Origin of the sequence: Catellatospora sp. IY07-71 (assembly GCF_018326265.1) — a bacterium.
In the GTDB taxonomy this organism is placed as follows: Bacteria; Actinomycetota; Actinomycetes; order Mycobacteriales; family Micromonosporaceae; genus Catellatospora.
In genome coordinates this window covers 4,122,491-4,143,300 of the sequence record NZ_AP023360.1, presented here as the reverse complement: position 1 = coordinate 4,143,300, position 20,810 = coordinate 4,122,491, and the positions used below count along the sequence as shown (strand labels likewise).

Sequence of the window (20,810 nt, the reverse complement as noted above, 5' to 3'; positions counted from 1 at the left end):
GTTGCTGGTGAAACTCACGTGACTTGCGGGTCACGAGAGCAGATCAGCCCAGCGCCGGGAAACCTAGCGGTCGACGACGTTTTCGGCAACGTCACCGCGCATGATCACGAAAAGGTCACGACCGGCCCGGACGTCCCAATGCGTCCCGACAGGCATCGAGCGTCCGGGATGCCGCCGCGCGCAGTGACGTGGCATCGGGACCCGCGCCGAGCACCTCGCGCGACGACGACGGCAGCACCGCGGCGAGGTTCCCGGGGAAGATCCGGCGAAGATCGTCGGCGGTCCCGCCCTGGGCGCCGAGGCCCGGAACGAGGATCGGGCCGTTGAGCGCCGACATGTCGTGACCGGTCTCGCCGATGGTCGCCCCGACCACGAGACCGAGGCTGCCGATCGGCTCGACACCCTTGTTGAGCTGGGAAATCTCGTCGATGATCGTTTGCGCGACGCTACGGCCGTCTATGCCCCGAGCGTGCTGCACGGTCGGACCCTCCGGGTTGGACGTGAGCGCCAGAACGAAGACGCCTCCGCCGTGCTCAGCCGCCGTGTCGAACATCGGGGCGAGCGAGCCGAGTCCCAGGAACGGGCTCGCGGTGATCGCGTCGACATACATGGGCCTCGATGGGTTCAGGTACGCGTCGGCGTACGCGGCCGCCGTCGAACCGATGTCGCCGCGCTTCACGTCGAGAAGCACAAGGGCTCCAGCCTCGCGCAACTGTCGGATAGTTGACTCAAGAATCGCCGCTCCGCGAGCCCCGAATCGCTCGAAAAAGGCGGACTGCGGTTTGAAAACCGCCACCCGATCGGCCAGTGCCTCGACCACCGTGGCGCAGAACGACGCCACCCCGTCCGCGTCGTCGGACAGCCCCCAAGCCCGCAGCAGCGAGGCGTGCGGGTCGATCCCGACGCACAGCGGCCCGCGCTCGTCCATCGCCCGCGCCAGACGCGCCCCGAACGGCTCCATGAACACTCCCTCACTCATCTCGTACACGCGGCGGCCGCCGCGCCCATCGCGCTCGTGATGGCCGCCACGTCCTCGTCGGAGCTGACGAACGGCGGCATCGTGTAGATCAGGTCCCGGAACGGGCGCAGCCACACGCCCGCCCCGGCCGCGGCGGCCGTCGCCGCCGCCAGGTCGACCTCCCGGTCGAGCTGCACCACGCCGATCGCGCCCAGCACCCGTACGTCGGCCACCCCGGGCAGCTCCCGCAGCGGCGCCAGCCCCGCGCGCAGCAGGCCCTCGATGTGGCGTACGCGACCCCGCCAGTCCCCCGCGAGCAGCAGCTCGATGCTGGCGCTCGCCACCGCGCAGGCCAGCGGGTTGCCCATGAACGTGGGCCCGTGCGCGAGCACCGGCACCGCGCCCTGCGAGATGCCCCGGGCCACCTCCGCCGTGCACAGCGCCGCGGCGAGGGTCAGATATCCGCCGGTCAGCGCCTTCCCGAGGCACATCACGTCGGGGGTCACCCCGGCGTGGTCGGCCGCGAACAGCTCGCCGGTGCGCCCGAAGCCGGTGGCGATCTCGTCGAACACCAGCAGCACGTCGTGCTCGTCGCACAGCTCGCGCAGCACTCGCAGGTAACGCGGGTCGTGGAAGCGCATACCCCCGGCGCCCTGGACCACCGGCTCGACGATGACCGCGGCCAGCTCGTGCGCGTGCGCGGCCAGCGCCTCCTTCAGCACGCTCACATAGGACTCGTCGTACCCGGCCGGCGGCACCGGCGCGAACACCTGCCGGGGCAGCACGTCGCCCCAGAGGCTGTGCATCCCGCCCTCCGGGTCGCACACGCTCATCGGATGGAACGTGTCCCCGTGGTAACCGCCCCGCCAGGTGGCCAGCCGCCGCTTGCCGGGCCGCCCCCGCGACACCTGGTACTGCAGGCACATCTTGACGGCCACCTCGACGCTCACCGAGCCCGAGTCGGCCAGGAACACGTGCTCCAGCCCGTCCGGCGTGATGTCCACCAGCGTCTTGGCCAGCCGCACCGCGGGCTCGTGGGTGAGCCCGCCGAACATGACGTGGCTCATCCGGCCGAGCTGGTCGGTCACCGCCGCGTCCAGCACCGGGTGCCGGTAGCCGTGGATCGCCGCCCACCAGCTCGACATCCCGTCGACCAGCTCGCGCCCGTCGGCCAGCCGCAGCCGCACCCCGCTCGCGCTCTGGACCACCAGCGGCTCCTGCCGCCCCGGCATCGGCCCGTACGGGTGCCACACGTGCGCCCGGTCCAGCGCCAGCAGCTCCTCCTGCTCCACAACGTCCCTCTCGAAAGGAAGGGCACCTTCACAACGCTCCGCGTTGTAGAAGGTGCCCTTCTTAACCTCGTCGGTCACCGAAGGCGCTCCGGGCCGCGCAGCGCGGCGGCACGCACCAGCGCCGGTCCGTGATAGATGAATCCGGTGTAGAGCTGGACCAGGCTCGCGCCCGCGTCGAACATCCGGGCCGCGTCGTCGGCGCTCATCAGGCCGCCCACGCCGATGATCGGCAGCCGCCCGCCGGTCTCGCCGTGCACGAACGACACCACCTTGTGCGCCCGCTCGGTCAGCGGCGCGCCGGACAGGCCGCCCGCCTGCGCCGCCGTGCCCTGGTCGCCCGGAGCGACGCCGTCGCGCGACAGCGTGGTGTTGGTCGCGATCAGACCGGCCACCCCACGCGCCACACAGACTTCGAGCAGCTCGGCGATGGCGTGATCGGTCAGATCCGGCGCGATCTTCACCAGCACCGGCTTGCGCGCCGCCCCGTCGCCGTCCGGACCCGGCCCGGATTCAGCACCGGCACCGGCCGCACCATCCTCGGTCAGCGCGGCCAGGATCGCGTCGAGCTGGTCGCGATCCTGGAGGCTGCGCAGGCCGGGCGTGTTCGGCGAGGACACGTTGACCGCGAAATAGTCGCCGTAGGACCGCAGCGCGTCATATGACGCCCGGTAGTCCGCGACGGCCTCCGCCAGCGGCGTCACCTTCGACTTGCCCAGCGAGATCCCGAGGGGCACCCCGATCGGCCCCAGCGCGGCCAGCCGCCCCGCCAGCGCCTGCGCGCCCTCGTTGTTGAACCCCATCCGGTTGATGATCGCCCTGCTGTCCGGCAGCCGGAACAGCCGCGGCCGGTCGTTGCCCGGCTGCCCCTGCGCCGTCACCGTGCCGACCTCGACGAACCCGAACCCGAGCGCCGGCCACGCCTTCAGCGCGACCCCGTTCTTGTCCATCCCCGCCGCCAGCCCGACCGCGTTCGGAAACCGCACCCCGAACACGTCGACAGGCTTGTCGACCGCGTAACGCCGCTTCAGCAGACCCAGCACCGCGGGCCGCCGAGCCAGCCCCGCCAGCCGCTCCAAGGTCCACTCATGCGCCCGCTCCGCGTCCCCGCCCCCGATCCGGAACAGCCGCGGCCGCACCACCCTCTCGAACACCGTCACGCCGCCACCCTCCCGGGGTGGCCGCCCAAGATCGCGACGATCTTGCGCGAACTGTTGCCCTTTTGGGGGGTATGGGCGTGTCGCACCCACAGTTTGCGCAAGATCGACGCAGGAGAGCGCGGGTCACGCAAGATCGGCGCGGGAGAGAGGGGGGCGGTCACGCGGAGAGCTCCGGGCGGATCACGGCGTGGAGGTGTTGCAGCGGGCGGACTGTCATGTCGCCGCGGATCAGGGCTTCGATGCCCATGACTGCCGCTGCGGCACCGGGGACGGTGGTGCAGCAGGGGATGTCGGCGGAGACGGCGGCGCTGCGGATCTCGTAGCCGTCGGAGCGGGCCTTGGCGCCGGAGCCCTGCGGGGTGTTGATGACCATCTTCACCTCGCCGGAGGCGATCAGGCTGACCGCGTCGCGCTCGGCGTCCTCGCTGTGCTTGCCGACGACCTCGCAGACGATGCCGTGGCGGCGCAGCACCTCGCCGGTGCCGACCGTGGCCACGATCTCGAAGCCGAGGTCGGCCAGGCGCTTCACCGGGAAGATCATGCCCCGCTTGTCGCGGTTGGCGACCGAGACGAAGATCTTCCCGCTGGTCGGCAGGGTGCCGTACGCGGCCGCCTGCGACTTGGCGAACGAGTGCCCGAACGCGGTGTCGATGCCCATGACCTCGCCGGTGGACTTCATCTCCGGCGACAGCAGCGTGTCCACGCCCTTGCCGGCCCGGGTCCGGAAGCGCTTGAACGGCAGCACCGCCTCCTTGACCGCGACCGGCGCGTTCTCCGGCAGCAGGCCGCCGTCGCCCTCGGCCAGCAGCATGCCCTCGGCGCGCAGCTCGGCGATCGTCGCCCCGAGCATGATCCGGGCGGCCGCCTTGGCCAGCGGCACCGCGGTCGCCTTCGAGACGAACGGCACGGTGCGCGAGGCGCGCGGGTTGGCCTCCAGCACGTAGAGCATGTCGTCCTTGAGCGCGTACTGCACGTTGAGCAGGCCGCGCACACCCACGCCGCGGGCGATCGCCTCGGTGTACTCGCGCACCACGTCGAGGTGGCGGCTGCCCAGGGTGATCGGCGGCAGGGCGCAGGCCGAGTCGCCGGAGTGGATGCCGGCCTCCTCGATGTGCTCCATCACGCCGCCGAGGTACACCGCGCCGTCGGCGTCGCAGAGCGCGTCCACGTCGATCTCGATGGCGTCGTCGAGGAAGCGGTCCACCAGCACCGGGTGCTCCGGCGAGATGTCGGTCGCCCGGCTGATGTAGTCGCGCAGCGTGGCGTCGTCGTAGACGATCTCCATGCCGCGCCCGCCGAGCACGTACGACGGGCGGACCAGCACCGGGTAGCCGACCTCGTCGGCGATCTTCTTGGCGTCGGCGAAGCTCGTCGCGGTGCCGTGCGCCGGGGCGCGCAGCCCCGCCTCGGCCAGCACCCGGCCGAACGCGCCCCGCTCCTCGGCGAGGTGGATCGACTCGGGCGAGGTGCCCACGATCGGCACGCCCGCGTTCTTGAGCCGCTGCGCCAGGCCGAGCGGGGTCTGGCCGCCCAGCTGCACGATCACGCCGACCACGCCGGGGCCGCCCGCGGCCACGCCGGAGCTGTGCTCGGCGTGCACCACCTCCAGCACGTCCTCGAAGGTGAGCGGCTCGAAGTAGAGGCGGTCGGCGGTGTCGTAGTCGGTGGACACGGTCTCCGGGTTGCAGTTGACCATGACGGTCTCGTACCGGCCCCGGCCTTCCACCGGCGGGGCGCCGCGAAGCGCCATCACCGCGTGCACGCACGAGTAGTCGAACTCGATGCCCTGCCCGATCCGGTTCGGGCCCGAGCCCAGGATCAGCACCTTGGGCCGGTCGCTCGGCGCCACCTCGGTCTCCTCGTCGTACGAAGAGTAGTGGTACGGCGTCGTCGCGGCGAACTCGGCCGCGCAGGTGTCGACGGTCTTGTACACCGGCCGCACGCCCAGGCGGTGGCGCAGCGTGCGCACCCCGTCCTCGCCCGCGAACTCCGGGCGCAGCGCGGCGAGCTGCCGGTCGGACAGGCCCGCCCGCTTCGCCTTGCGCAGCAGCGGCAGGTCCACCACCGGCGCGGCGAGGATCTCGGCGCGCAGCTCGACCAGGCCCAGGATCTGGTCCACGAACCACGGGTCGATGCCGCCGGACGCCTCGTGCACCTGCGCGACCGTGGCGCCGTGGCGCAGCGCCTCCTCGACCGCGTACAGGCGGCCGTCGTGCGGGATACGCAGCGCCTCCAGGGCCTCCTCGGCCGAGCCGAAGCGGTCCGGCGCGGTCCAGAAGCCGGCCGCCTTGGTCTCCATCGAGCGCATCGCCTTGTTCAGCGCCTCGGGGAAGTTGCGGCCCAGGCTCATCGCCTCGCCCACCGACTTCATGGTGGTGGTCAGCTCGGGGTCGGCGCCGGGGAACTTCTCGAACGCGAACCGCGGGATCTTGACGACGACGTAGTCCAGCGACGGCTCGAACGCGGCGGGCGTCTTGAGGGTGATGTCGTTGGGGATCTCGTCGAGGGTGTACCCGATGGCCAGCTTCGCGGCGATCTTCGCGATCGGGAAGCCGGTGGCCTTGGAGGCCAGCGCGCTGGAGCGGGACACGCGCGGGTTCATCTCGATGACCACGATGCGGCCGGTCGCCGGCTCGATCGCGAACTGGATGTTGCAGCCGCCCGTGTCCACGCCGACCTCGCGCAGCACCGCGATGCCCAGGTCGCGCATGTTCTGGTACTCACGGTCGGTGAGGGTCATGGCGGGGGCCACGGTCACCGAGTCGCCGGTGTGCACGCCCATCGGGTCGATGTTCTCGATGGAGCAGATGACGACCACGTTGTCGTGCTTGTCGCGCATCAGCTCCAGCTCGTACTCCTTCCAGCCGAGCACGCTCTCCTCGATGAGCACCTCGGTCACCGGCGAGGCGGCCAGGCCGCTGCCCGCGATGAGGTCGAGCTGCTCCGGGGTGTGCGCCATGCCCGAGCCGAGGCCGCCCATGGTGAACGAGGGCCGGATGACGACCGGCAGGCCCAGCTCGGCGACGGTGTCGCGCACCTCGTCCATGGAGTGGCAGACCCGGCTGCGCGGCACCAGGTCCCCGGTGAGCCCGAGCTTGGCCCCGGCCTGGGCCACGATGTCCTTGAACAGCTGCCGGTCCTCGCCGCGGCGGATCGCGTCGATGTCGGCGCCGATCAGCTCCACGCCGTACTTCTCCAGCACGCCCGCCTCGTGCAGCGCAACCGCGGTGTTCAGCGCGGTCTGGCCGCCCAGGGTGGGCAGCAGCGCGTCGGGGCGCTCGGCCGCGATGACCTTCTCCACGAACTCCGGCGTGATCGGCTCGACGTAGGTGGCGTCGGCGAACTCGGGGTCCGTCATGATCGTGGCCGGGTTCGAGTTGACCAGGCTGACCCGCAGGCCCTCGCTGCGCAGCACCCGGCACGCCTGGGTGCCCGAGTAGTCGAACTCGCAGGCCTGGCCGATGACGATCGGCCCGGAGCCGATCACCATGACGTGCTTCAGATCGGTCCGCTTCGGCATCTCACTTGCCTCCGTTGATGAGTTCCGCACGGACCTTGCCGGGGCGCTCGACGAGCTCCACGAACCGGTCGAACAGGTAGTCGGCGTCGTGCGGCCCCGCTGCCGCCTCCGGGTGGTACTGCACGGTGAAGGCGGGCACGTCCAGCGCGCGCAGGCCCTCCACCACGTTGTCGTTCAGGCACACGTGGGATACCTCGACCCGGCCGAAGGCGGTCTCGGACACCCTGTCGATCGGCGCGTCGACCGCGAAGCCGTGGTTGTGCGAGGTGACCTCGACCTTGCCGGTGACGCGGTCGATCACCGGCTGGTTGATGCCGCGGTGGCCGTAGCCCAGCTTGTACGTGCCGAAGCCGAGCGCGCGGCCCAGGATCTGGCTGCCGAAGCAGATGCCGAACAGCGGCAGGCTGCGCTTCATCACGGCCTGCGCCAGCGCCACCGCGTGGTCGGCGGTGGCCGGGTCGCCAGGGCCGGGCGAGAAGAACACCGCGTCCGCCCCGACCGACAGCAGGTCGCCGAGGTCGGCGGTCGCGGGCAGGACGTGGGTGGTCACGCCGCGGGCGGCCAGCCGCCGGACCACGTTGCGCTTGATGCCCAGGTCCAGGGCCGCGACCGTGAAGCGGTGCTCGCCCTCGGCGTCGACGGTGTACGCCTCGGGCGTGCTCACCTGCGCGGACAGGTCCGCGCCCACCATCCCGGGCTGCTCCAGCACCCGCGCCAGCAGCGCCTGCGGGTCGGTCTCGACGCTGGACACGCCGACGCGCATGGCGCCGCGCTCGCGCAGGTGCCGGGTGAGCGCACGGGTGTCGACGCCGCTGATGCCGACCACGCCGTTACGGGCCAGCCGGGTGCCGAGGTCCTCGGTGGCGCGCCAGTTCGACGGGGTCCGGGCCGGGTCGCGGACCACGTAGCCGGACACCCAGATGCGGTCGGACTCGTCGTCCTCGTCGTTGACGCCGGTGTTGCCGATGTGCGGCGCGGTCTGCACCACGACCTGGCGGTGGTACGACGGGTCGGTGAGGGTCTCCTGGTAGCCGGTCATGCCGGTGGTGAAGACCGCCTCGCCGAAGGTCTCGCCGACGGCCCCGTAGGCCTCGCCGCGGAACACGCGGCCGTCCTCCAGGACCAGGATTGCTTCGGTCACTTCTGCACCTTTCCGTCGAGCACCGTCGGCACGCCCCGCAGGAAGGTCGCGACGATCCGGCCGGGCACGGTCATCCCGGCGTACGGCGTGTTGTGGCTGAGACTGGCCAGCCCGGTCGGCTCGACCGTCCACCGCGTCGTGGGGTCGATCAGCGTGAGGTTCGCGGGCGCGCCCGCGACCAGGTCGTTGCCGTGCCCGTCGAGCCCGGCGATGCGCGCCGGGGCGCGCGACATGCGCTCGGCGATCAGGTCCCAGAGCGCCGGCTCCGCCGGCGTGCCGAGGCTCTGCTCACCGAGGGCCTCCAGAACGATCGGCAGGGCGGTTTCGAGGCCGAGCATGCCGGGGCGGGCGTACGCCCACTCGCACTCCTTGTCCTCCGCGGCGTGCGGGGCGTGGTCGGTGGCCACGATGTCGATCGTGCCGTCGCGCAGGCCCTCGCGCAGCGCCTGGACGTCGGTGTTCGTGCGCAGCGGCGGGTTCACCTTGTATACCGGGTCGTACGACTCGGCCTTCTCGTGGGTCAGCAGCAGGTGGTGCGGGGTGACCTCGGCGGTCACGCGTACCCCCCGGGCCTTGGCCGCGCGGATGATGTCGACGCTGCCCGCGGTCGAGACGTGGCACACGTGCAGGCGGGCGCCCACGTGCTCGGCGAGCAGCACGTCCCGCGCGATGATCGACTCCTCGGCCACGGCGGGCCAGCCGGTCAGCCCGAGCTTCGCCGAGACGTCGCCCTCGTGCATCTGCGCGCCCTGGGTGAGCCGGGGCTCCTCGGCGTGCTGGGCGATGACGCCGTCGAACGCCTTGACGTACTCCAGCGCCCGGCGCATCAGCCGGGGGTCGGCCACGCAGAAGCCGTCGTCGGAGAAGATCCGCACCCGGGCGGCCGAGTCGGCCATCGCGCCCAGCTCGGCCAGGCGCTCGCCGGCCAGGCCGACGGTCACCGCGCCGATCGGCTGCACGTCCACCAGCCCGGCCTCCTGGCCCAGCCGGTAGACCTGCTCGACCACGCCCGCGGTGTCGGCCACCGGGGAGGTGTTGGCCATCGCGCAGACGGCGGTGTAGCCGCCGAGCGCCGCGGCGCGCGAGCCGGTGTACACCGTCTCGGCGTCCTCCCGGCCGGGCTCACGCAGGTGGGTGTGCAGGTCGACCAGGCCCGGCAGGGCGACCAGACCGGTGGCGTCGACCACCTCGGCGCCCTCGGCGGACAGGCCGGTGCCCACCTCGGCGATACGGCCGTCGCGCAGCAGCAGGTCGGCCGGCTCGCCGCCGAGCACCCGCGCGCCCTTGATCAGAATGTCGGTCACGAACGTCCTCCGAGCAGCAGGTAGAGACAGGCCATGCGGACGCTGACGCCGTTGGTGACCTGTTCGACGATGGTGGAGCGGGGCGAGTCGGCCACCTCGGGCGTGATCTCCATGCCCCGGTTCATCGGGCCGGGGTGCATGACGATCGCGTGCGACGGCATCCGCCGCAGCCGCGCGCCGTCCAGGCCGTAACGGCGGGAGTACTCCCGCGCCGAGGGGAAGTACGAGTCGGTCATCCGCTCGCGCTGCACGCGCAGCATCATCACCACGTCGGCCTGCGGCAGCACCGCGTCGAGGTCGTAGTTGAGCTGGACCGAGGTGTTCAGGTCGGTCGGGATCAGCGTGGGCGGGCCGACCAGGGTGACCTTCGCGCCGAGCGTGTTGAGCAGCAGCACGTTGGAGCGGGCCACCCGGCTGTGCAGCACGTCGCCGACGATCGCCACGTGCAGGCCGTCGAGCCGGCCCATCCGGGACCGCATGGTGTACGCGTCCAGCAGCGCCTGGGTGGGGTGCTCGTGGGTGCCGTCACCCGCGTTGAGCACGCTGCCGGTGACCCAGTTGGCCAGGCGGTGCGGCGCGCCGGAGGCGGGGTGGCGGATGACCACCGCGTCGGCGCCCATGGCCTGCAGCGTCCAGGCGGTGTCCTTGAGGCTCTCGCCCTTCTCGACGCTGGAGCCCTTGGCCGAGAAGTTGATCACGTCGGCGCTCAGGCGCTTCGCGGCGGCCTCGAACGAGATGCGGGTCCGGGTGGAGTCCTCGTAGAAGAGGTTGACCACGGTCCGGCCACGCAGCGTGGGCAGCTTCTTGATCTCGCGGCCGGACACGCTGGCCATCTCGGCGGCGGTGTCCAGGATCTCGATCGCGGTGGCCGCGTCCAGGTCGGCCGTCGACAGCAGGTGCTTCATCGGGCGTCACCCTTCCCCGCGTTGATGAGGACCACCTCGTCCGTCCCGTCGATCTCCGTCAGCTTCACTTTGACCTGCTCGGACAGGGCGGTGGGGATGTTCTTGCCGACGTAGTCGGCCCGGATCGGCAGCTGCCGGTGGCCGCGGTCGACCAGCACGGCGAGCTGCACCGCGGCCGGGCGGCCGAGGTCGCTGAGCGCGTCGAGGGCGGCCCGGATGGTGCGGCCGGAGAAGAGCACATCGTCGACCAGGACGACCTTTCGGCCGTCCACGCCGCCCGCGGGTTCCTCGGTGCGGCCGACCGCGCGTACCGAACTGCTGCGCAGGTCGTCGCGGTAAAGGGTGATGTCGAGCGTGCCGACCGGGATGTCGCGGCCCTCGAAGGCCCGGATGCGCTCGGCCAGCCGGCGGGCGATCGGCACCCCGCGGGTGGCGATGCCGAGCAGGACCACGTCGGCGGCGCCGGAGGTCTTCTCCAGGATCTGGTGCGCGATGCGGTCCACCACGCGGGAGACGTCCGCGGCGGAGAGAACGATCTTCGTAGGAGCCGGTGCGGCCGGCTGCTGCGCTGGTGCGGTCGACTCGTCTGTCGATGGGCGCGCCAAGGCAGACCTCCTTCCCCGCCTCACTGGACGGGTCGTTAAAGGATGTCAAGGTCAGCATTAAACTTAGCAGTGAGACGAGCGGCGATACGTACGGGGGCTAGTCAATCCGCAGGTCATACCATTGCACCTGGCGGATCAGTTCAGTTGATCAAGCCGGTCGGATGAGGTTGTCTCAACTTGTGGTCAACGAGCACTTGACCGCGTGTCGTTAGCGCCGTACCGTCACGCTGCGTAGCGATCGTCGGGGAACCCGCCCCGGCCCATAGCTGGGAGTGTCGGAATGCCGTCTGATTACGCCAAGTCCCTCGGTGCGCGACTGCGCTCCATCCGCCAGCAGCAGGGCCTGTCCCTGCAGGGCGTGGAGGAGAAGTCGAACGGGCGTTGGAAGGCCGTGGTCGTCGGCTCGTACGAGCGAGGCGACCGTGCCGTCACGGTGTCCCGACTGGCCGAGCTGGCCGACTTCTACCGCGTGCCCGTCGGCGAGCTGCTGCCCGACGGCCCCGCGCCGCGCCAGGAGGCCACCAGCAAGATCGTTCTGGACCTGGAGCGCCTCTACGACGGCGCCAAGGAGGACCTCGCCTCGGTGGCCCGCTACGCCCGCGCCATCCAGCAGCAGCGCGGCGACTACAACGGCCGGGTGCTCTCCATCCGCGCCGTCGACCTGCAGGCGCTGGCCGTCTTCTACGACTGCACGCCGAGCGAGCTGATCGAGCGCCTGGCCGACCACGGCGTGCTCGTGGCCGACCCGCGCGCCTTCTTCGCCAGCTGACACACTCCCGCACCGACGAAAGCGGCCCTTCCCCGTGGGGAAGGGCCGCTTTCGCAGCTCAGCTCGGTGCTCAGTGCCGAGGGGCGTAGTCGGCGATCCGGCCCAGCAGGCCGTTCAGGAAGCGGGGCGAGTCGTCGGTCGACATCTCCTTCGCCAGCTCCACCGCCTCCGTGATGGCCACCGGGTCGTCCACGTCGGGGACGTGCAGCAGCTCGTACACCGCGATGCGGGCGAGGTTGCGGTCCACCACCGGCATCCGGTCGATGGTCCAGCCCTCGGCGAAGGTGGCGATCATCTCGTCGATCTCGTCCAGGTGCTCGCTCACCCCCTCGACCAGCGACACCGCGTAGGGCAGGTGCTCCGGTCGCGGGGTCGGCAGCCGCTCCAGGTACGCCGCCAGCACGGTGCGCACCGGCAGGTCGCGCAGATCGGCCTCGTAGAGCACGTCGAGCGCGCGCTTGCGCGCCCGGCGCCGGGCCGGCATCTGCGACTTGGGTCCCTCAGCCACGTGCAATCCTCCGGACGGGCACGAGGCCCATCAGGCCCGGCCCAGGTAACGGCCGTCGCGGGTGTCGACCTTGATCTTCTCACCCGTGGTGATGAACAGCGGCACCTGGACGGTCGCGCCGGTCTCGATCGTGGCCGGCTTGTTGCCGCCGGTCGAGCGGTCGCCCTGCAGACCCGGCTCGGTGTAGGTGACCTCGACGATGACGCTGGTCGGCAGCTCGACGTACAGCGGCACGCTCTCGTGCGTGGCGACGATCACCTCGGCCTCGGGCAGCAGGTAGTTCACGTTGTCGCCGACGGTCTCGCCGCTGACGTGGATCTGGTCGTAGGTGTCCAGGTCCATGAAGACGTAGTCCTCGCCGTCGGCGTAGAGGTACTGCATCTGGCGCTTGTCGACGTTGGCGGTCTCGACCTTGGTGCCCGCGTTGAAGGTCTTGTCGACCACCTTGCCCGTGAGCACGTGCTTGAGGGTCGTCCGCACGAAAGCCGGACCCTTGCCGGGCTTCACGTGCTGGAACTCGACCACGGCCCAGAGCTCCTTGTCGAGGTTGAGCACCATGCCGTTCTTGAGGTCGTTCGTGGTGGCCACAGCCAGGCTCCCGTTACATGATCAGATACTTGACAAAGAACAGACCCGACTACTTTACCGGCCCGTGATCTCGGCTCCACCGCGCGGGTGGCCCGGATTACGGCTGTGCTGTTAGCCTCGCCGCCGTGCGGGTGCTGGTCGTGGAGGACGATCCCGAGGTGCGGGGCGTGGTGGTCACCGCCCTGCGTGCGGTCGGGTTCGCCGTCGACCAGGCCGCCGACTGGAGCCAGGCCGACGTCTCCATCAGCGTCAACGACTATGACTGCCTGGTGCTGGACCGGATCCTCCCGGAGGGTGACTCCGCCGGGCAGCTGCGCCGCCGCCGGGCCGCCGGGCTGGCCGTGCCCGCGCTGATGCTGACCGCCCTCGACGACGTCACCGACCGGGTGGCCGGGTTCGAGGCCGGGGCCGACGACTACGTGGTCAAACCGTTCGTCGCCGCCGAGCTGGTGCTGCGGGTGCGCGCGCTGTGCCGCCGCCGCGGCAGCACCGTGCCCGCCGTGCTGCGCGCCGGGGACGTCGAGGTCGACACCGCCCGCCGCGAGGTGCGCCGCGACGGCATCCTGCTCACCCTCACCCCGAAGGAGTTCTCCGTGCTGGAGATGCTCCTGGTCCGCCGCCCCGCCGTGGTCAGCCGCTCCGACCTGCTCGAACACTGCTGGGACGAGCTGGCCGACCCCGCCTCGAACGTGGTCGACGTGGTCGTCGGGCAGCTGCGCCGCAAGCTCGGCGACCCGCCCGTGATCACCACGGTGCGCGGCTCCGGCTACCGCATCGACCTGGCGGGACGATGAGCGCGCGCGGGGAGGCGGCGTGAAGCGGAGCACCCGGCAGCTGCAGACGGCCGAGCGGCTGGCCGGGCTGCGGCTGCGGCTCACCGCGCTGCTGCTCGCGCTCAACATCCTCGGCCTGGCCGGCATGGGCGCGGTGGCGCTCGTGGTGGACGAGCGGCAGCGGGCCGAGGCGGTCACCGCCGACCTGCACCGCACCGCCAGCACCGCGGTCGCGCTGCTCTACTACGACTCCGGCGCGCTGCTGCTGGACAAGCTCTACGACAACGCGGTGGCCCAGGGTTCCACGGCGGTGTACGTGTACGAGGCCAACCGCACCGACGTCTCCCTGGTCTTCGCGCACCCGGCCCGGCTGGCCGTCATCCCGCCGCCGACGCTGCTCGGCCCGGCCCGCACGGTGCACGCGGCGGGCGGCGAGGTCAGCGAGGCGGTCCGCGACGAGCGGCACGAGATCGTGCACCTGCTGGCCGTGCCCTTCCGGCACGCCGACACCGGCGTGATCGCGGGCACCGTGGTCGCGGTCGCCGACCCCGGCCCGGGTGAGGCCGCGCACCGGCGGCTGGCCGTCGCGCTGATCGTCGGCGGCACCGCGTTCACCGCGATGACCTGCCTCGGCGGCTACCTGCTGGCCCGCCGCGGCACCCAGCCCATCGCCGACGCGCTCACCCAGCAGGAGCGCTTCGTCGCCGACGCCGCGCACGAGCTGCGTACGCCGCTGACGGTGATCCGGGCCGTGTCCGAGGGCGCGCTGGCCGACCCGAAGGCGCAACCGGACGCGCTGCGCCGGGTCATCAAGGCCACCGACCGGCTCACCGACGCCGTCGCCGCGCTGCTCACCCGCGCCCGCCTGGTCGCCGGCCTGCGCCACCTGGAGCGCCAGCGCTTCCGCCTGGACCAGCTCGCCGAGGAGGTGCTGACCGAGACCGTGCAGCACCCGCACACCGCCACCAGCCACACCGAGCCCACCGTCACCCTCGGCGACCCCACCCTGGTCCGCATCGCGCTGCGCAACCTGATCCACAACGCCGTCCAGCACGGCCGCGACGCCGACGCCCCCGCCGCCATCACCCTGACCGTCGCCCCCGGCCTGGTCGTGGTCCGCGACGACGGCCCCGGCCCCGCCCCCGGCCTGCCCGCCGACGGCGAGCGCTTCCGCCCCGGCTCCCCCACCGGCACCGGCCTGGGCCTCGCCATCGCCCGCTGGGTCGCCGACCTCCACGGCGGCACGCTTCGCCTGTCCCCCGCCGAAGGCGGCGGCACCGAAGCGACCCTCACCCTCCCCCCCGACCCCCGCTAGCACCCCACCACCGCCCCGCGCTCCGCGCCAAGATCACGTCGATCTTGCGCGAAGTGTTGCCCTTCTGCCCGGTTTATGCGTGTCGCACCCACAGTCCACGCAAGATCGGCGGGAGAGGGGTGAGGGGGTGGGGTGGGTCAGCTGGGGGTGGGGCCGGCGCGGGTGCCGATGGGGGTCACGGCGAACCAGTGGCCGTCTTTGGCGTGGCCGTTGGTGTCGCCGGGCATGCGGTCGCCGGCGTAGCCGTAGAGGGGCCAGCCGGCCAGGGTGAGTTGGCGGGTGCCGTCGGGGCGGAGGATGGTGCCGACGAGCTGGCGGTCGATGCCCTCGACGCGGATCGGGTCGGCGGCGGGGACGGGGAGCCACTGGACGGTGCAGGCGCCGGTGCAGGCGGAGCGGGGCGGGCGGGCCGAGTCGTGCTCGCTGCGGTAGAGGACGTAGCCGCGGGCGTCGATCACGACCCAGCCGAGGGTGTCGGAGCTGATGCCGTAGAGGGCGGCCTGGGGCTGCGAGGGGCGGCCGGCGGGGCTGAGGGGGGCCGTACGCGGCGGCTCCTGGTCGCTGCCGCAGCCGCCCAGTAGGGTCGTGACCAGCAGAAACACGGCGGCCAGCACCACGGGTGCGGGTCGCCGGGCGGTTTCCACCGGGTTACTCATCTAATCCTCACGCTCATCCGGGCAGGATAGGCGCACCCTACGCGAGGAGTAAGTCTGTTGCGAGTGCCGTACGCACGGCTGACGGCGGTTCTGGCGCTGGTGGCGCTGGTGACCGCGGGCTGTGACGCGGCCGCGACCCCGCTCGCGACCCCGCAGGTGTGCGGCATGAAGGTCGCGGTGATCGGCCCGCTCACCGGCGACTCGGCCGATCTCGGCGGCAACATCCGCTCCGGTGCCGAGCTGGCGTTCACGCAGTACCGCAAGCGCCACCCGGACTGCCCGGCAGAGCTGGTGGCCTTCGACTCGCAGGGTGATCCCAAGCAGGCCCCGGCGCTGGTGCAGAACATCGTCGCCGACCCGAAGATCATGGGCGTGATCGGCCCGGCGTTCTCCGGCGAGGCCGAGGCCGCCGGGCCGCTGCTGGACCAGGGCGGCGTACCGGTCGTCACGGTGTCGGCGACCCGCACCAACCTGTCCCAGCGCGGCTGGTCCACGTTCCACCGGCTGCTCGGCAACGACGCCTCGCAGGGGCCCGCCGCGGCCCGCTACATCGACACCGTGCTCGGCGCACGCAAGGCGTTCGTCGTCGACGACACCGGCGCGTACGGGCGAGGGCTGGCCGACGAGGTCGCCGCCACGCTCAGCGGCAAGGTGGTGCAGCGCGCCTCGGTGCCGCCGCGCCAGGTCGACTTCTCCTCGGTGGTGAGCCAGATCCGCTCCGCCGGGGCCGATGTGGTCTTCTACGGCGGCTACTACTCCGGCGCGGGCACGCTGCTCAAGGCGATGCGCGAGGCGGGCGTGTCGGCCGCGTTCGTGGCCGGCGACGGTGTCAAGGACGCGGGCTTCGTGCGGGCGGCCGGCAAGCGCGCCGCCGAGGGCGCCGTCATCACCTGCCCCTGCCTGCCGCCCGAGCGCGCCGCCCGGGACTTCCCCGGCAGCTATCGCGCCGAGTTCGGCCGGGACGCGGGCACCTACAGCGCCGAGGCGTACGACGCCGCCTCGATCTTCCTGGCCGGGTTCGAGGCCGGCCACGCCACCCGCCGTGACATGGAGGCCTTCGTCGACGCGTACGCGCACGACGGGGTCACCGGGCGGCTGCAGTTCACACCCCAGGGCGAACTCGTCGACACCGCTGTCGTGCTCTGGGCCTACCGGGTGACCGACGGCATGGTCGTCGCCGACCGCGAGATCCCCCGTACCCGACCTTCCGCCTGAGAGGAGCATGTCCATGTCAGCGACCCTGATCGCGGACCTCCCGCGGCAAGCCGCGCCGGCCGGCGCCGACCCGCTGCAGCGCGCGCTCGCCCAGGCCCCACTGGGCGCCTATCCCCTGCTCGAAGCCGCCTTCGCCTGGCAGGAGCTGCGCCCGTCCGGCTGGCACCGGCCCGGCACCGCGGCCGTCGCACAGACCTCCTCCGTCCCCGCGGCCACCCGCCTGGCCAGCCTGCTCTCCACGCTGACCTGGGCGAACGTGGTGCACACGGAGCGCGACGGGCTGCGCGTCGAGGTGCCGGCCAGCTCGTACAACCGGATCACCCGGGCGCTGACCGGCGCCTGGCGCAGCCGCACCCGGCTGCTCGCGGCGACACCCGCCGCGGCCGACGCGCGCCAGGCGGCACTCGGCCTGTGGCGGATGGCGCTGCTCACCGGCGGGGTCGAGGCTCGGCCGGGCCGGCTGACGGTGCGCGCCGGGTCGCATGCCGCGGCGCAGGCGCTGGTCGCCGCCGCGGCCCGGCTCGGCCTGGAGGCGGTCACCGAGGGCCCGCGCGAGGGCACCCAGGTGGTGCGTGTGGCCGGACCGCAGGTCCATCAGCTGCTCAGCGAAGCCACCGGCGTGCGCTGAGTCAGGGTGCGCGGCGGGGCCAGGCTACACGCCACCCTCCGGCGTGCCCCGCCGCGCACGCCAAGATGCCGACAGCATCTCCAGCCACTTTGCTCTGCACACGAATACGCACCGGACCACCAGCGTCGGGCGCGTATTTGTGTGCAGAGCAAAGGCGACGCGACGGTATGCCGTGTCCGGCGGCGGTCAGCGGTCCAGCAGGTGGAAGACGTGCTCCAGCGCGAGGCGGTAGCCGTCGACGCCGAGGCCGGCGATGACGCCGGTGGCCACGGCGGAGACCACCGAGTGGTGCCGGAACTCCTCGCGGGCGTGGATGTTGGAGATGTGCACCTCGACCAGCGGGCCGTTGAGCATCGCGCACGCGTCGCGCACGGCATAGGAGTAGTGGCTCCAGGCGCCGGGGTTGAGCACCACCGCCGCGCGCTCGTCGGCGGCCTGGTGCAGCCAGCCGACCAGCTCGGCCTCGGCGTCCGTCTGCCGGCACTCGACGTCCAGCCCGAGCTGTGAGCCGGTCTTCTCGCACAGGTCGACCAGCGTGGCGTACGTGGTGGCGCCGTACACGTCGACCTGGCGGGTGCCGAGGCGGCCCAGGTTGACGCCGTTGAGCACGTAGACCTTCATGCAAGCGTCCTAACGGGTCAGGCGGCGACGGACCGGTAGGCCGCGGCGAGCAGCGCCTCGTCGTCCACGGGCACGGTGACCGGGTTGGCCAGGCCGTCCAGCAGCACGAAGCGCAGCGCCCGGCCGCGGGCCTTCTTGTCCACGGACATGGTGGCGCGCAGCTCGTCCCAGGCGTCGGCCGGGTAGGCGACGGGCAGGCCGAGCGAGCGCAGGATGGCGGCGTGCCGCGCCTCGGTGGCCTCGTCCAGCCGCCCGGTGAGCACGCCGAGGCGCGCGGCGTAGACGAGCCCGACGCTGACCGCGTGCCCGTGCGACCAGCGGTACCGCTCGCGGCGCTCGATGGCGTGGCCGAGCGTGTGCCCGTAGTTGAGGATCTCGCGCAGCCCGGCCTCGCGCAGGTCCTCGCCGACCACCCGGGCCTTCACCGCGATCTTGCGTTCGATCAGCTCGCGCAGCACCGGACCGGCCGGGTCGACGGCGGCCGCCGGGTCGCGCTCGATCAGGTCGAGGATCACCGGGTCGGCGATGAAGCCGCCCTTGACCACCTCGGCCATCCCGGCGAGCAACTGCTCGCGGGGCAGGGTGGCCAGCGCCTCGGTGGCGCAGAGCACCCCGGCGGGCGGGTGGAACGCGCCGACCAGGTTCTTGCCGGCGGCGGTGTTCACCCCGGTCTTGCCGCCGACGGCCGCGTCGACCATGCCGTTGATGCTGGTGGAGACCGGCACCCAGCGCACGCCGCGCAGCCAGCAGGCGGCCACGAAGCCGGCCAGGTCGGTGGCGGCGCCGCCGCCCACGCCGACCACCACGTCGTTACGGGTGAACGACGCCTTGCCCAGCTCGTCCCAGCAGCGCTCGGCGACCGCGATGCTCTTGCCGGCCTCGGCGTCCGGCACCTCGACCATGACGACCTCGGTGCCCGCGCCGGTCAGCAACGCGGCCGCCTGCTCGGCGTAGCCGCGTACGGGCGGGGCGAACAGCACCGCGGCCCGGTCGGCGCCCTTGGTGACGGCGGGCAGTTCGGCCAGCACGCCGGGGCCGACGAAGACGTCGTACGGCCGCTCGCCGCCGACCGGAATCCGGGTCAGGTCCGACACGTTCAGCCCTTCAGCAGCTCGACGAGTTCGGCGGTGATCTCCTCCGGGGTGCGCCCGTCGGTGGCCACGGTGAACGTGGCGACCTGCTCGTACAGCGGCCGGCGCTGGTCGAGCAGGAAGCGCAGGGTGGCGCGGGGGTTCAGGGCCAGCAGCGGGCGGCCCTGGCTCAGGCCGGTGCGGGCCACCGCGTCCGACAGCTCGACGCTCAGGTAGACCACGGTGTGCCCGGCCAGCAGGTCCCGGTTGGCCTCGGCGAGGATCGCGCCGCCGCCCAGTGCCAGCACGCCCTCGTGTTCGGCGAGCGCGGCCGCGACGGCGGCCGACTCCAGCGCCCGGAAGTGCGGCTCGCCCTCGTCGATGAAGATGTCCGAGATGGGCTTGCCCGCCGCCGCCTCGATGTCGGCGTCGGTGTCGCGGAACGGCACCCCGTACGCCTGCGCCAGCAGCTGCCCCACGGTGGACTTGCCCGCCCCGGGCGCGCCCACCAGCACGCACAACGGCCTGCTCACGGTCGTCTCCTCCTCAGCGGATCAGCAGGTTGTCCAGGTAGCCGGCGACGTTGCGCCGGATCTCGGGCACGGAGTCGCCGCCGAACTTCTCCACGGCCGCCTCGGCCAGCACCAGCGCCATCATCGCCTCGGCGACGATCGCCGCCGCGGGCACGGCGCACACGTCGGAGCGCTGGTTGATGGCGGTGGCGACCTCGCCCGTGGTGACGTCCACCGTGGACAGGGCCCGGTTCAGCGAGGAGATCGGCTTCATCGCGGCGCGCACCCGCAGCGGCTCGCCGGAGGTGATGCCGCCCTCCAGGCCGCCGGCCCGGTCGGTGACCCGCTTCACGCCGTCGGGCGTGGGCACGATCTCGTCGTGCGCCACCGAGCCGCGCGAGCGGGCCTGGGTGAACGCGTCACCGATCTCGACACCCTTGATGGCCTGGATGGACATCAGCGCGGTGGCGATGCGCGCGTCGAGCTTGCGGTCCCACTGGGTGTGCGTGCCCAGGCCCGGCGGCACTCCGTAGGCCAGCACCTCGACGATGCCGCCGAGGGTGTCGGCGTCGCGCTTGGCCGCGTCGACCTCGGCCACCATGCGCTCGCTGGCCTGCGGGTCCAGGCAGCGCAGCGGGTCGGCGTCGATGCGCTCGGTGTCGCCGGGCACCGGCACCAGGCCGGGCTTGGCCGCGACCGAGCCCAGCTCGATGACGTGCGACAGGATCTCGACGCCGAGCGCCTGGCGCAGCAGCGCGCGGGCCACGGTGCCGACGGCGACGCGGGCCGCGGTCTCCCGGGCGCTGGCGCGCTCCAGGATCGGCCGGGCGTCGTCGTGGCCGTACTTCTGCATGCCCGCCAGGTCGGCGTGGCCGGGGCGGGGACGGGTCAGCGGCGCGTTGCGGGCCTGCTTGGCCAGCAGCTCCGGGTCCACCGGGTCGGCCGACATGACCGTCTCCCACTTGGGCCACTCGGAGTTGCCCACCTGGATGGCGACCGGGCTGCCCAGCGTGCGGCCGTGCCGTACGCCGCCGAGGATGGTGACCACGTCCTGCTCGAACGCCATGCGCGCGCCGCGGCCGTAGCCGAGGCGGCGGCGGGCCAGCTCGTGGCCGATCTCGTCACTGGTGATCTCGATTCCGGCGGGCACGCCGTCGAGCACGGCGACCAGCGCCTGCCCGTGCGACTCCCCTGCGGTCAGCCAACGCAACACGATCACCAGTCTGTCACGGCGCGGGCCCGCCACCCCGTGCAGGCCCGCGCGTGCCACCAG

At 72.4% G+C, this 20,810-nt stretch carries 20 protein-coding genes; 5 read left to right on the top strand and 15 right to left on the bottom strand.

Features of this window, described 5'->3' with window-relative positions; translation table 11 throughout:
* Positions 1–115 precede the first annotated feature (115 nt).
* From pyrF to pyrR, 8 genes are all read right to left on the bottom strand, one after another.
* Positions 116–961 carry an orotidine-5'-phosphate decarboxylase gene (gene pyrF, locus CS0771_RS18550; protein WP_212842160.1) on the bottom strand — a complete coding sequence of 282 codons (846 nt, stop codon included), beginning with the start codon at positions 959–961 and terminating at the stop codon, positions 116–118.
* A gap of 14 nt (positions 962–975) precedes the next feature.
* Positions 976–2,250 (bottom strand): adenosylmethionine--8-amino-7-oxononanoate transaminase, encoded by a 1,275-nt coding sequence (locus CS0771_RS18545; protein WP_212842159.1) that lies wholly within the window; start codon positions 2,248–2,250, stop codon positions 976–978.
* 74 nt (positions 2,251–2,324) lie between these two features.
* Complete coding sequence (locus tag CS0771_RS18540; protein WP_212842158.1) at positions 2,325–3,407, bottom strand: quinone-dependent dihydroorotate dehydrogenase; 1,083 nt, start codon at positions 3,405–3,407, stop codon at positions 2,325–2,327.
* 157 nt (positions 3,408–3,564) lie between these two features.
* Positions 3,565–6,927: a carbamoyl-phosphate synthase large subunit gene (gene carB / locus CS0771_RS18535; RefSeq protein WP_212842157.1), complete on the bottom strand. Its 3,363-nt coding sequence runs from the start codon at positions 6,925–6,927 to the stop codon at positions 3,565–3,567.
* A gap of 1 nt (position 6,928) precedes the next feature.
* On the bottom strand, positions 6,929–8,068 hold the full coding sequence (gene carA / locus CS0771_RS18530) for a glutamine-hydrolyzing carbamoyl-phosphate synthase small subunit (protein WP_212842156.1): 1,140 nt from the start codon (positions 8,066–8,068) through the stop codon (positions 6,929–6,931).
* Positions 8,065–9,372: a dihydroorotase gene (locus tag CS0771_RS18525; protein WP_212842155.1), complete on the bottom strand. Its 1,308-nt coding sequence runs from the start codon at positions 9,370–9,372 to the stop codon at positions 8,065–8,067. Before CS0771_RS18525 ends, carA begins: the two co-directional genes overlap by 4 nt.
* On the bottom strand, positions 9,369–10,277 hold the full coding sequence (locus tag CS0771_RS18520) for an aspartate carbamoyltransferase catalytic subunit (RefSeq protein ID WP_212842154.1): 909 nt from the start codon (positions 10,275–10,277) through the stop codon (positions 9,369–9,371). The genes CS0771_RS18525 and CS0771_RS18520 overlap by 4 nt, the downstream gene beginning before the upstream one ends.
* A complete protein-coding gene (gene pyrR, locus CS0771_RS18515; protein WP_212842153.1) occupies positions 10,274–10,882 on the bottom strand; it encodes a bifunctional pyr operon transcriptional regulator/uracil phosphoribosyltransferase PyrR in 609 nt (202 codons plus the stop codon). The genes CS0771_RS18520 and pyrR overlap by 4 nt, the downstream gene beginning before the upstream one ends.
* Before the next feature lie 280 nt (positions 10,883–11,162).
* Here pyrR and CS0771_RS18510 point away from each other — a divergent pair, with 280 nt between their 5' ends.
* On the top strand, positions 11,163–11,651 hold the full coding sequence (locus tag CS0771_RS18510; protein ID WP_203689965.1) for a transcriptional regulator: 489 nt from the start codon (positions 11,163–11,165) through the stop codon (positions 11,649–11,651).
* A gap of 70 nt (positions 11,652–11,721) precedes the next feature.
* On the opposite strand, the gene nusB is transcribed toward CS0771_RS18510, so the two are convergent.
* Complete coding sequence (nusB, locus tag CS0771_RS18505) at positions 11,722–12,135, bottom strand: transcription antitermination factor NusB (RefSeq protein ID WP_203751591.1); 414 nt, start codon at positions 12,133–12,135, stop codon at positions 11,722–11,724.
* Between the two features lie 54 nt (positions 12,136–12,189).
* The gene (gene efp / locus CS0771_RS18500) at positions 12,190–12,747 is read right to left on the bottom strand and encodes an elongation factor P (RefSeq protein ID WP_212842152.1); all 558 of its coding nucleotides are present in this window, start codon (positions 12,745–12,747) and stop codon (positions 12,190–12,192) included.
* 125 nt (positions 12,748–12,872) lie between these two features.
* Between efp and CS0771_RS18495 the strand changes: the two genes are divergently transcribed.
* Both CS0771_RS18495 and CS0771_RS18490 read left to right on the top strand, forming a co-directional pair.
* On the top strand, positions 12,873–13,541 hold the full coding sequence (locus tag CS0771_RS18495; RefSeq protein ID WP_212842151.1) for a response regulator transcription factor: 669 nt from the start codon (positions 12,873–12,875) through the stop codon (positions 13,539–13,541).
* 19 nt (positions 13,542–13,560) lie between these two features.
* Positions 13,561–14,835: a HAMP domain-containing sensor histidine kinase gene (locus CS0771_RS18490; RefSeq protein ID WP_212842150.1), complete on the top strand. Its 1,275-nt coding sequence runs from the start codon at positions 13,561–13,563 to the stop codon at positions 14,833–14,835.
* 137 nt (positions 14,836–14,972) lie between these two features.
* Here the strand turns inward: CS0771_RS18490 and CS0771_RS18485 are convergent, their stop codons facing one another.
* Positions 14,973–15,491 carry a hypothetical protein gene (locus tag CS0771_RS18485; RefSeq protein WP_212842149.1) on the bottom strand — a complete coding sequence of 173 codons (519 nt, stop codon included), beginning with the start codon at positions 15,489–15,491 and terminating at the stop codon, positions 14,973–14,975.
* 63 nt (positions 15,492–15,554) lie between these two features.
* Between CS0771_RS18485 and CS0771_RS18480 the strand changes: the two genes are divergently transcribed.
* Positions 15,555–16,706 (top strand): branched-chain amino acid ABC transporter substrate-binding protein, encoded by a 1,152-nt coding sequence (locus CS0771_RS18480; RefSeq protein ID WP_244871378.1) that lies wholly within the window; start codon positions 15,555–15,557, stop codon positions 16,704–16,706.
* 13 nt (positions 16,707–16,719) lie between these two features.
* Positions 16,720–17,334 carry a hypothetical protein gene (locus CS0771_RS18475; protein WP_212842147.1) on the top strand — a complete coding sequence of 205 codons (615 nt, stop codon included), beginning with the start codon at positions 16,720–16,722 and terminating at the stop codon, positions 17,332–17,334.
* A gap of 186 nt (positions 17,335–17,520) precedes the next feature.
* On the opposite strand, the gene aroQ is transcribed toward CS0771_RS18475, so the two are convergent.
* The 4 genes from aroQ to aroC are packed head-to-tail and all read right to left on the bottom strand — an operon-like array spanning position 17,521 to position 20,750.
* A complete protein-coding gene (gene aroQ, locus CS0771_RS18470; protein WP_212842146.1) occupies positions 17,521–17,955 on the bottom strand; it encodes a type II 3-dehydroquinate dehydratase in 435 nt (144 codons plus the stop codon).
* Between the two features lie 17 nt (positions 17,956–17,972).
* Positions 17,973–19,049, bottom strand: a complete 1,077-nt coding sequence (aroB, locus tag CS0771_RS18465) for a 3-dehydroquinate synthase (RefSeq protein ID WP_212842145.1) — start codon at positions 19,047–19,049, stop codon at positions 17,973–17,975.
* Positions 19,050–19,051: 2 nt separating this feature from the next.
* Complete coding sequence (locus CS0771_RS18460; protein ID WP_244870868.1) at positions 19,052–19,558, bottom strand: shikimate kinase; 507 nt, start codon at positions 19,556–19,558, stop codon at positions 19,052–19,054.
* A 13-nt stretch (positions 19,559–19,571) separates the two neighbouring features.
* Entirely contained in the window at positions 19,572–20,750 is a 1,179-nt protein-coding gene (gene aroC / locus CS0771_RS18455; protein ID WP_212842144.1) for a chorismate synthase, read from the bottom strand.
* Positions 20,751–20,810: the final 60 nt, after the last annotated feature.

Coding starts and splice junctions, on each gene's coding strand:
- pyrF (WP_212842160.1), bottom strand. CDS start 961: ATGGAGCCGTTCGGGGCGCGTCTGGCGCGGGCGATGGACGAGCGCGGG.
- CS0771_RS18520 (WP_212842154.1), bottom strand. CDS start 10,277: ATGAAGCACCTGCTGTCGACGGCCGACCTGGACGCGGCCACCGCGATC.
- aroQ (WP_212842146.1), bottom strand. CDS start 17,955: ATGAAGGTCTACGTGCTCAACGGCGTCAACCTGGGCCGCCTCGGCACC.
- carB (WP_212842157.1), bottom strand. CDS start 6,927: ATGCCGAAGCGGACCGATCTGAAGCACGTCATGGTGATCGGCTCCGGG.
- CS0771_RS18475 (WP_212842147.1), top strand. CDS start 16,720: ATGTCAGCGACCCTGATCGCGGACCTCCCGCGGCAAGCCGCGCCGGCC.
- CS0771_RS18510 (WP_203689965.1), top strand. CDS start 11,163: ATGCCGTCTGATTACGCCAAGTCCCTCGGTGCGCGACTGCGCTCCATC.
- nusB (WP_203751591.1), bottom strand. CDS start 12,135: ATGCCGGCCCGGCGCCGGGCGCGCAAGCGCGCGCTCGACGTGCTCTAC.
- CS0771_RS18485 (WP_212842149.1), bottom strand. CDS start 15,491: ATGAGTAACCCGGTGGAAACCGCCCGGCGACCCGCACCCGTGGTGCTG.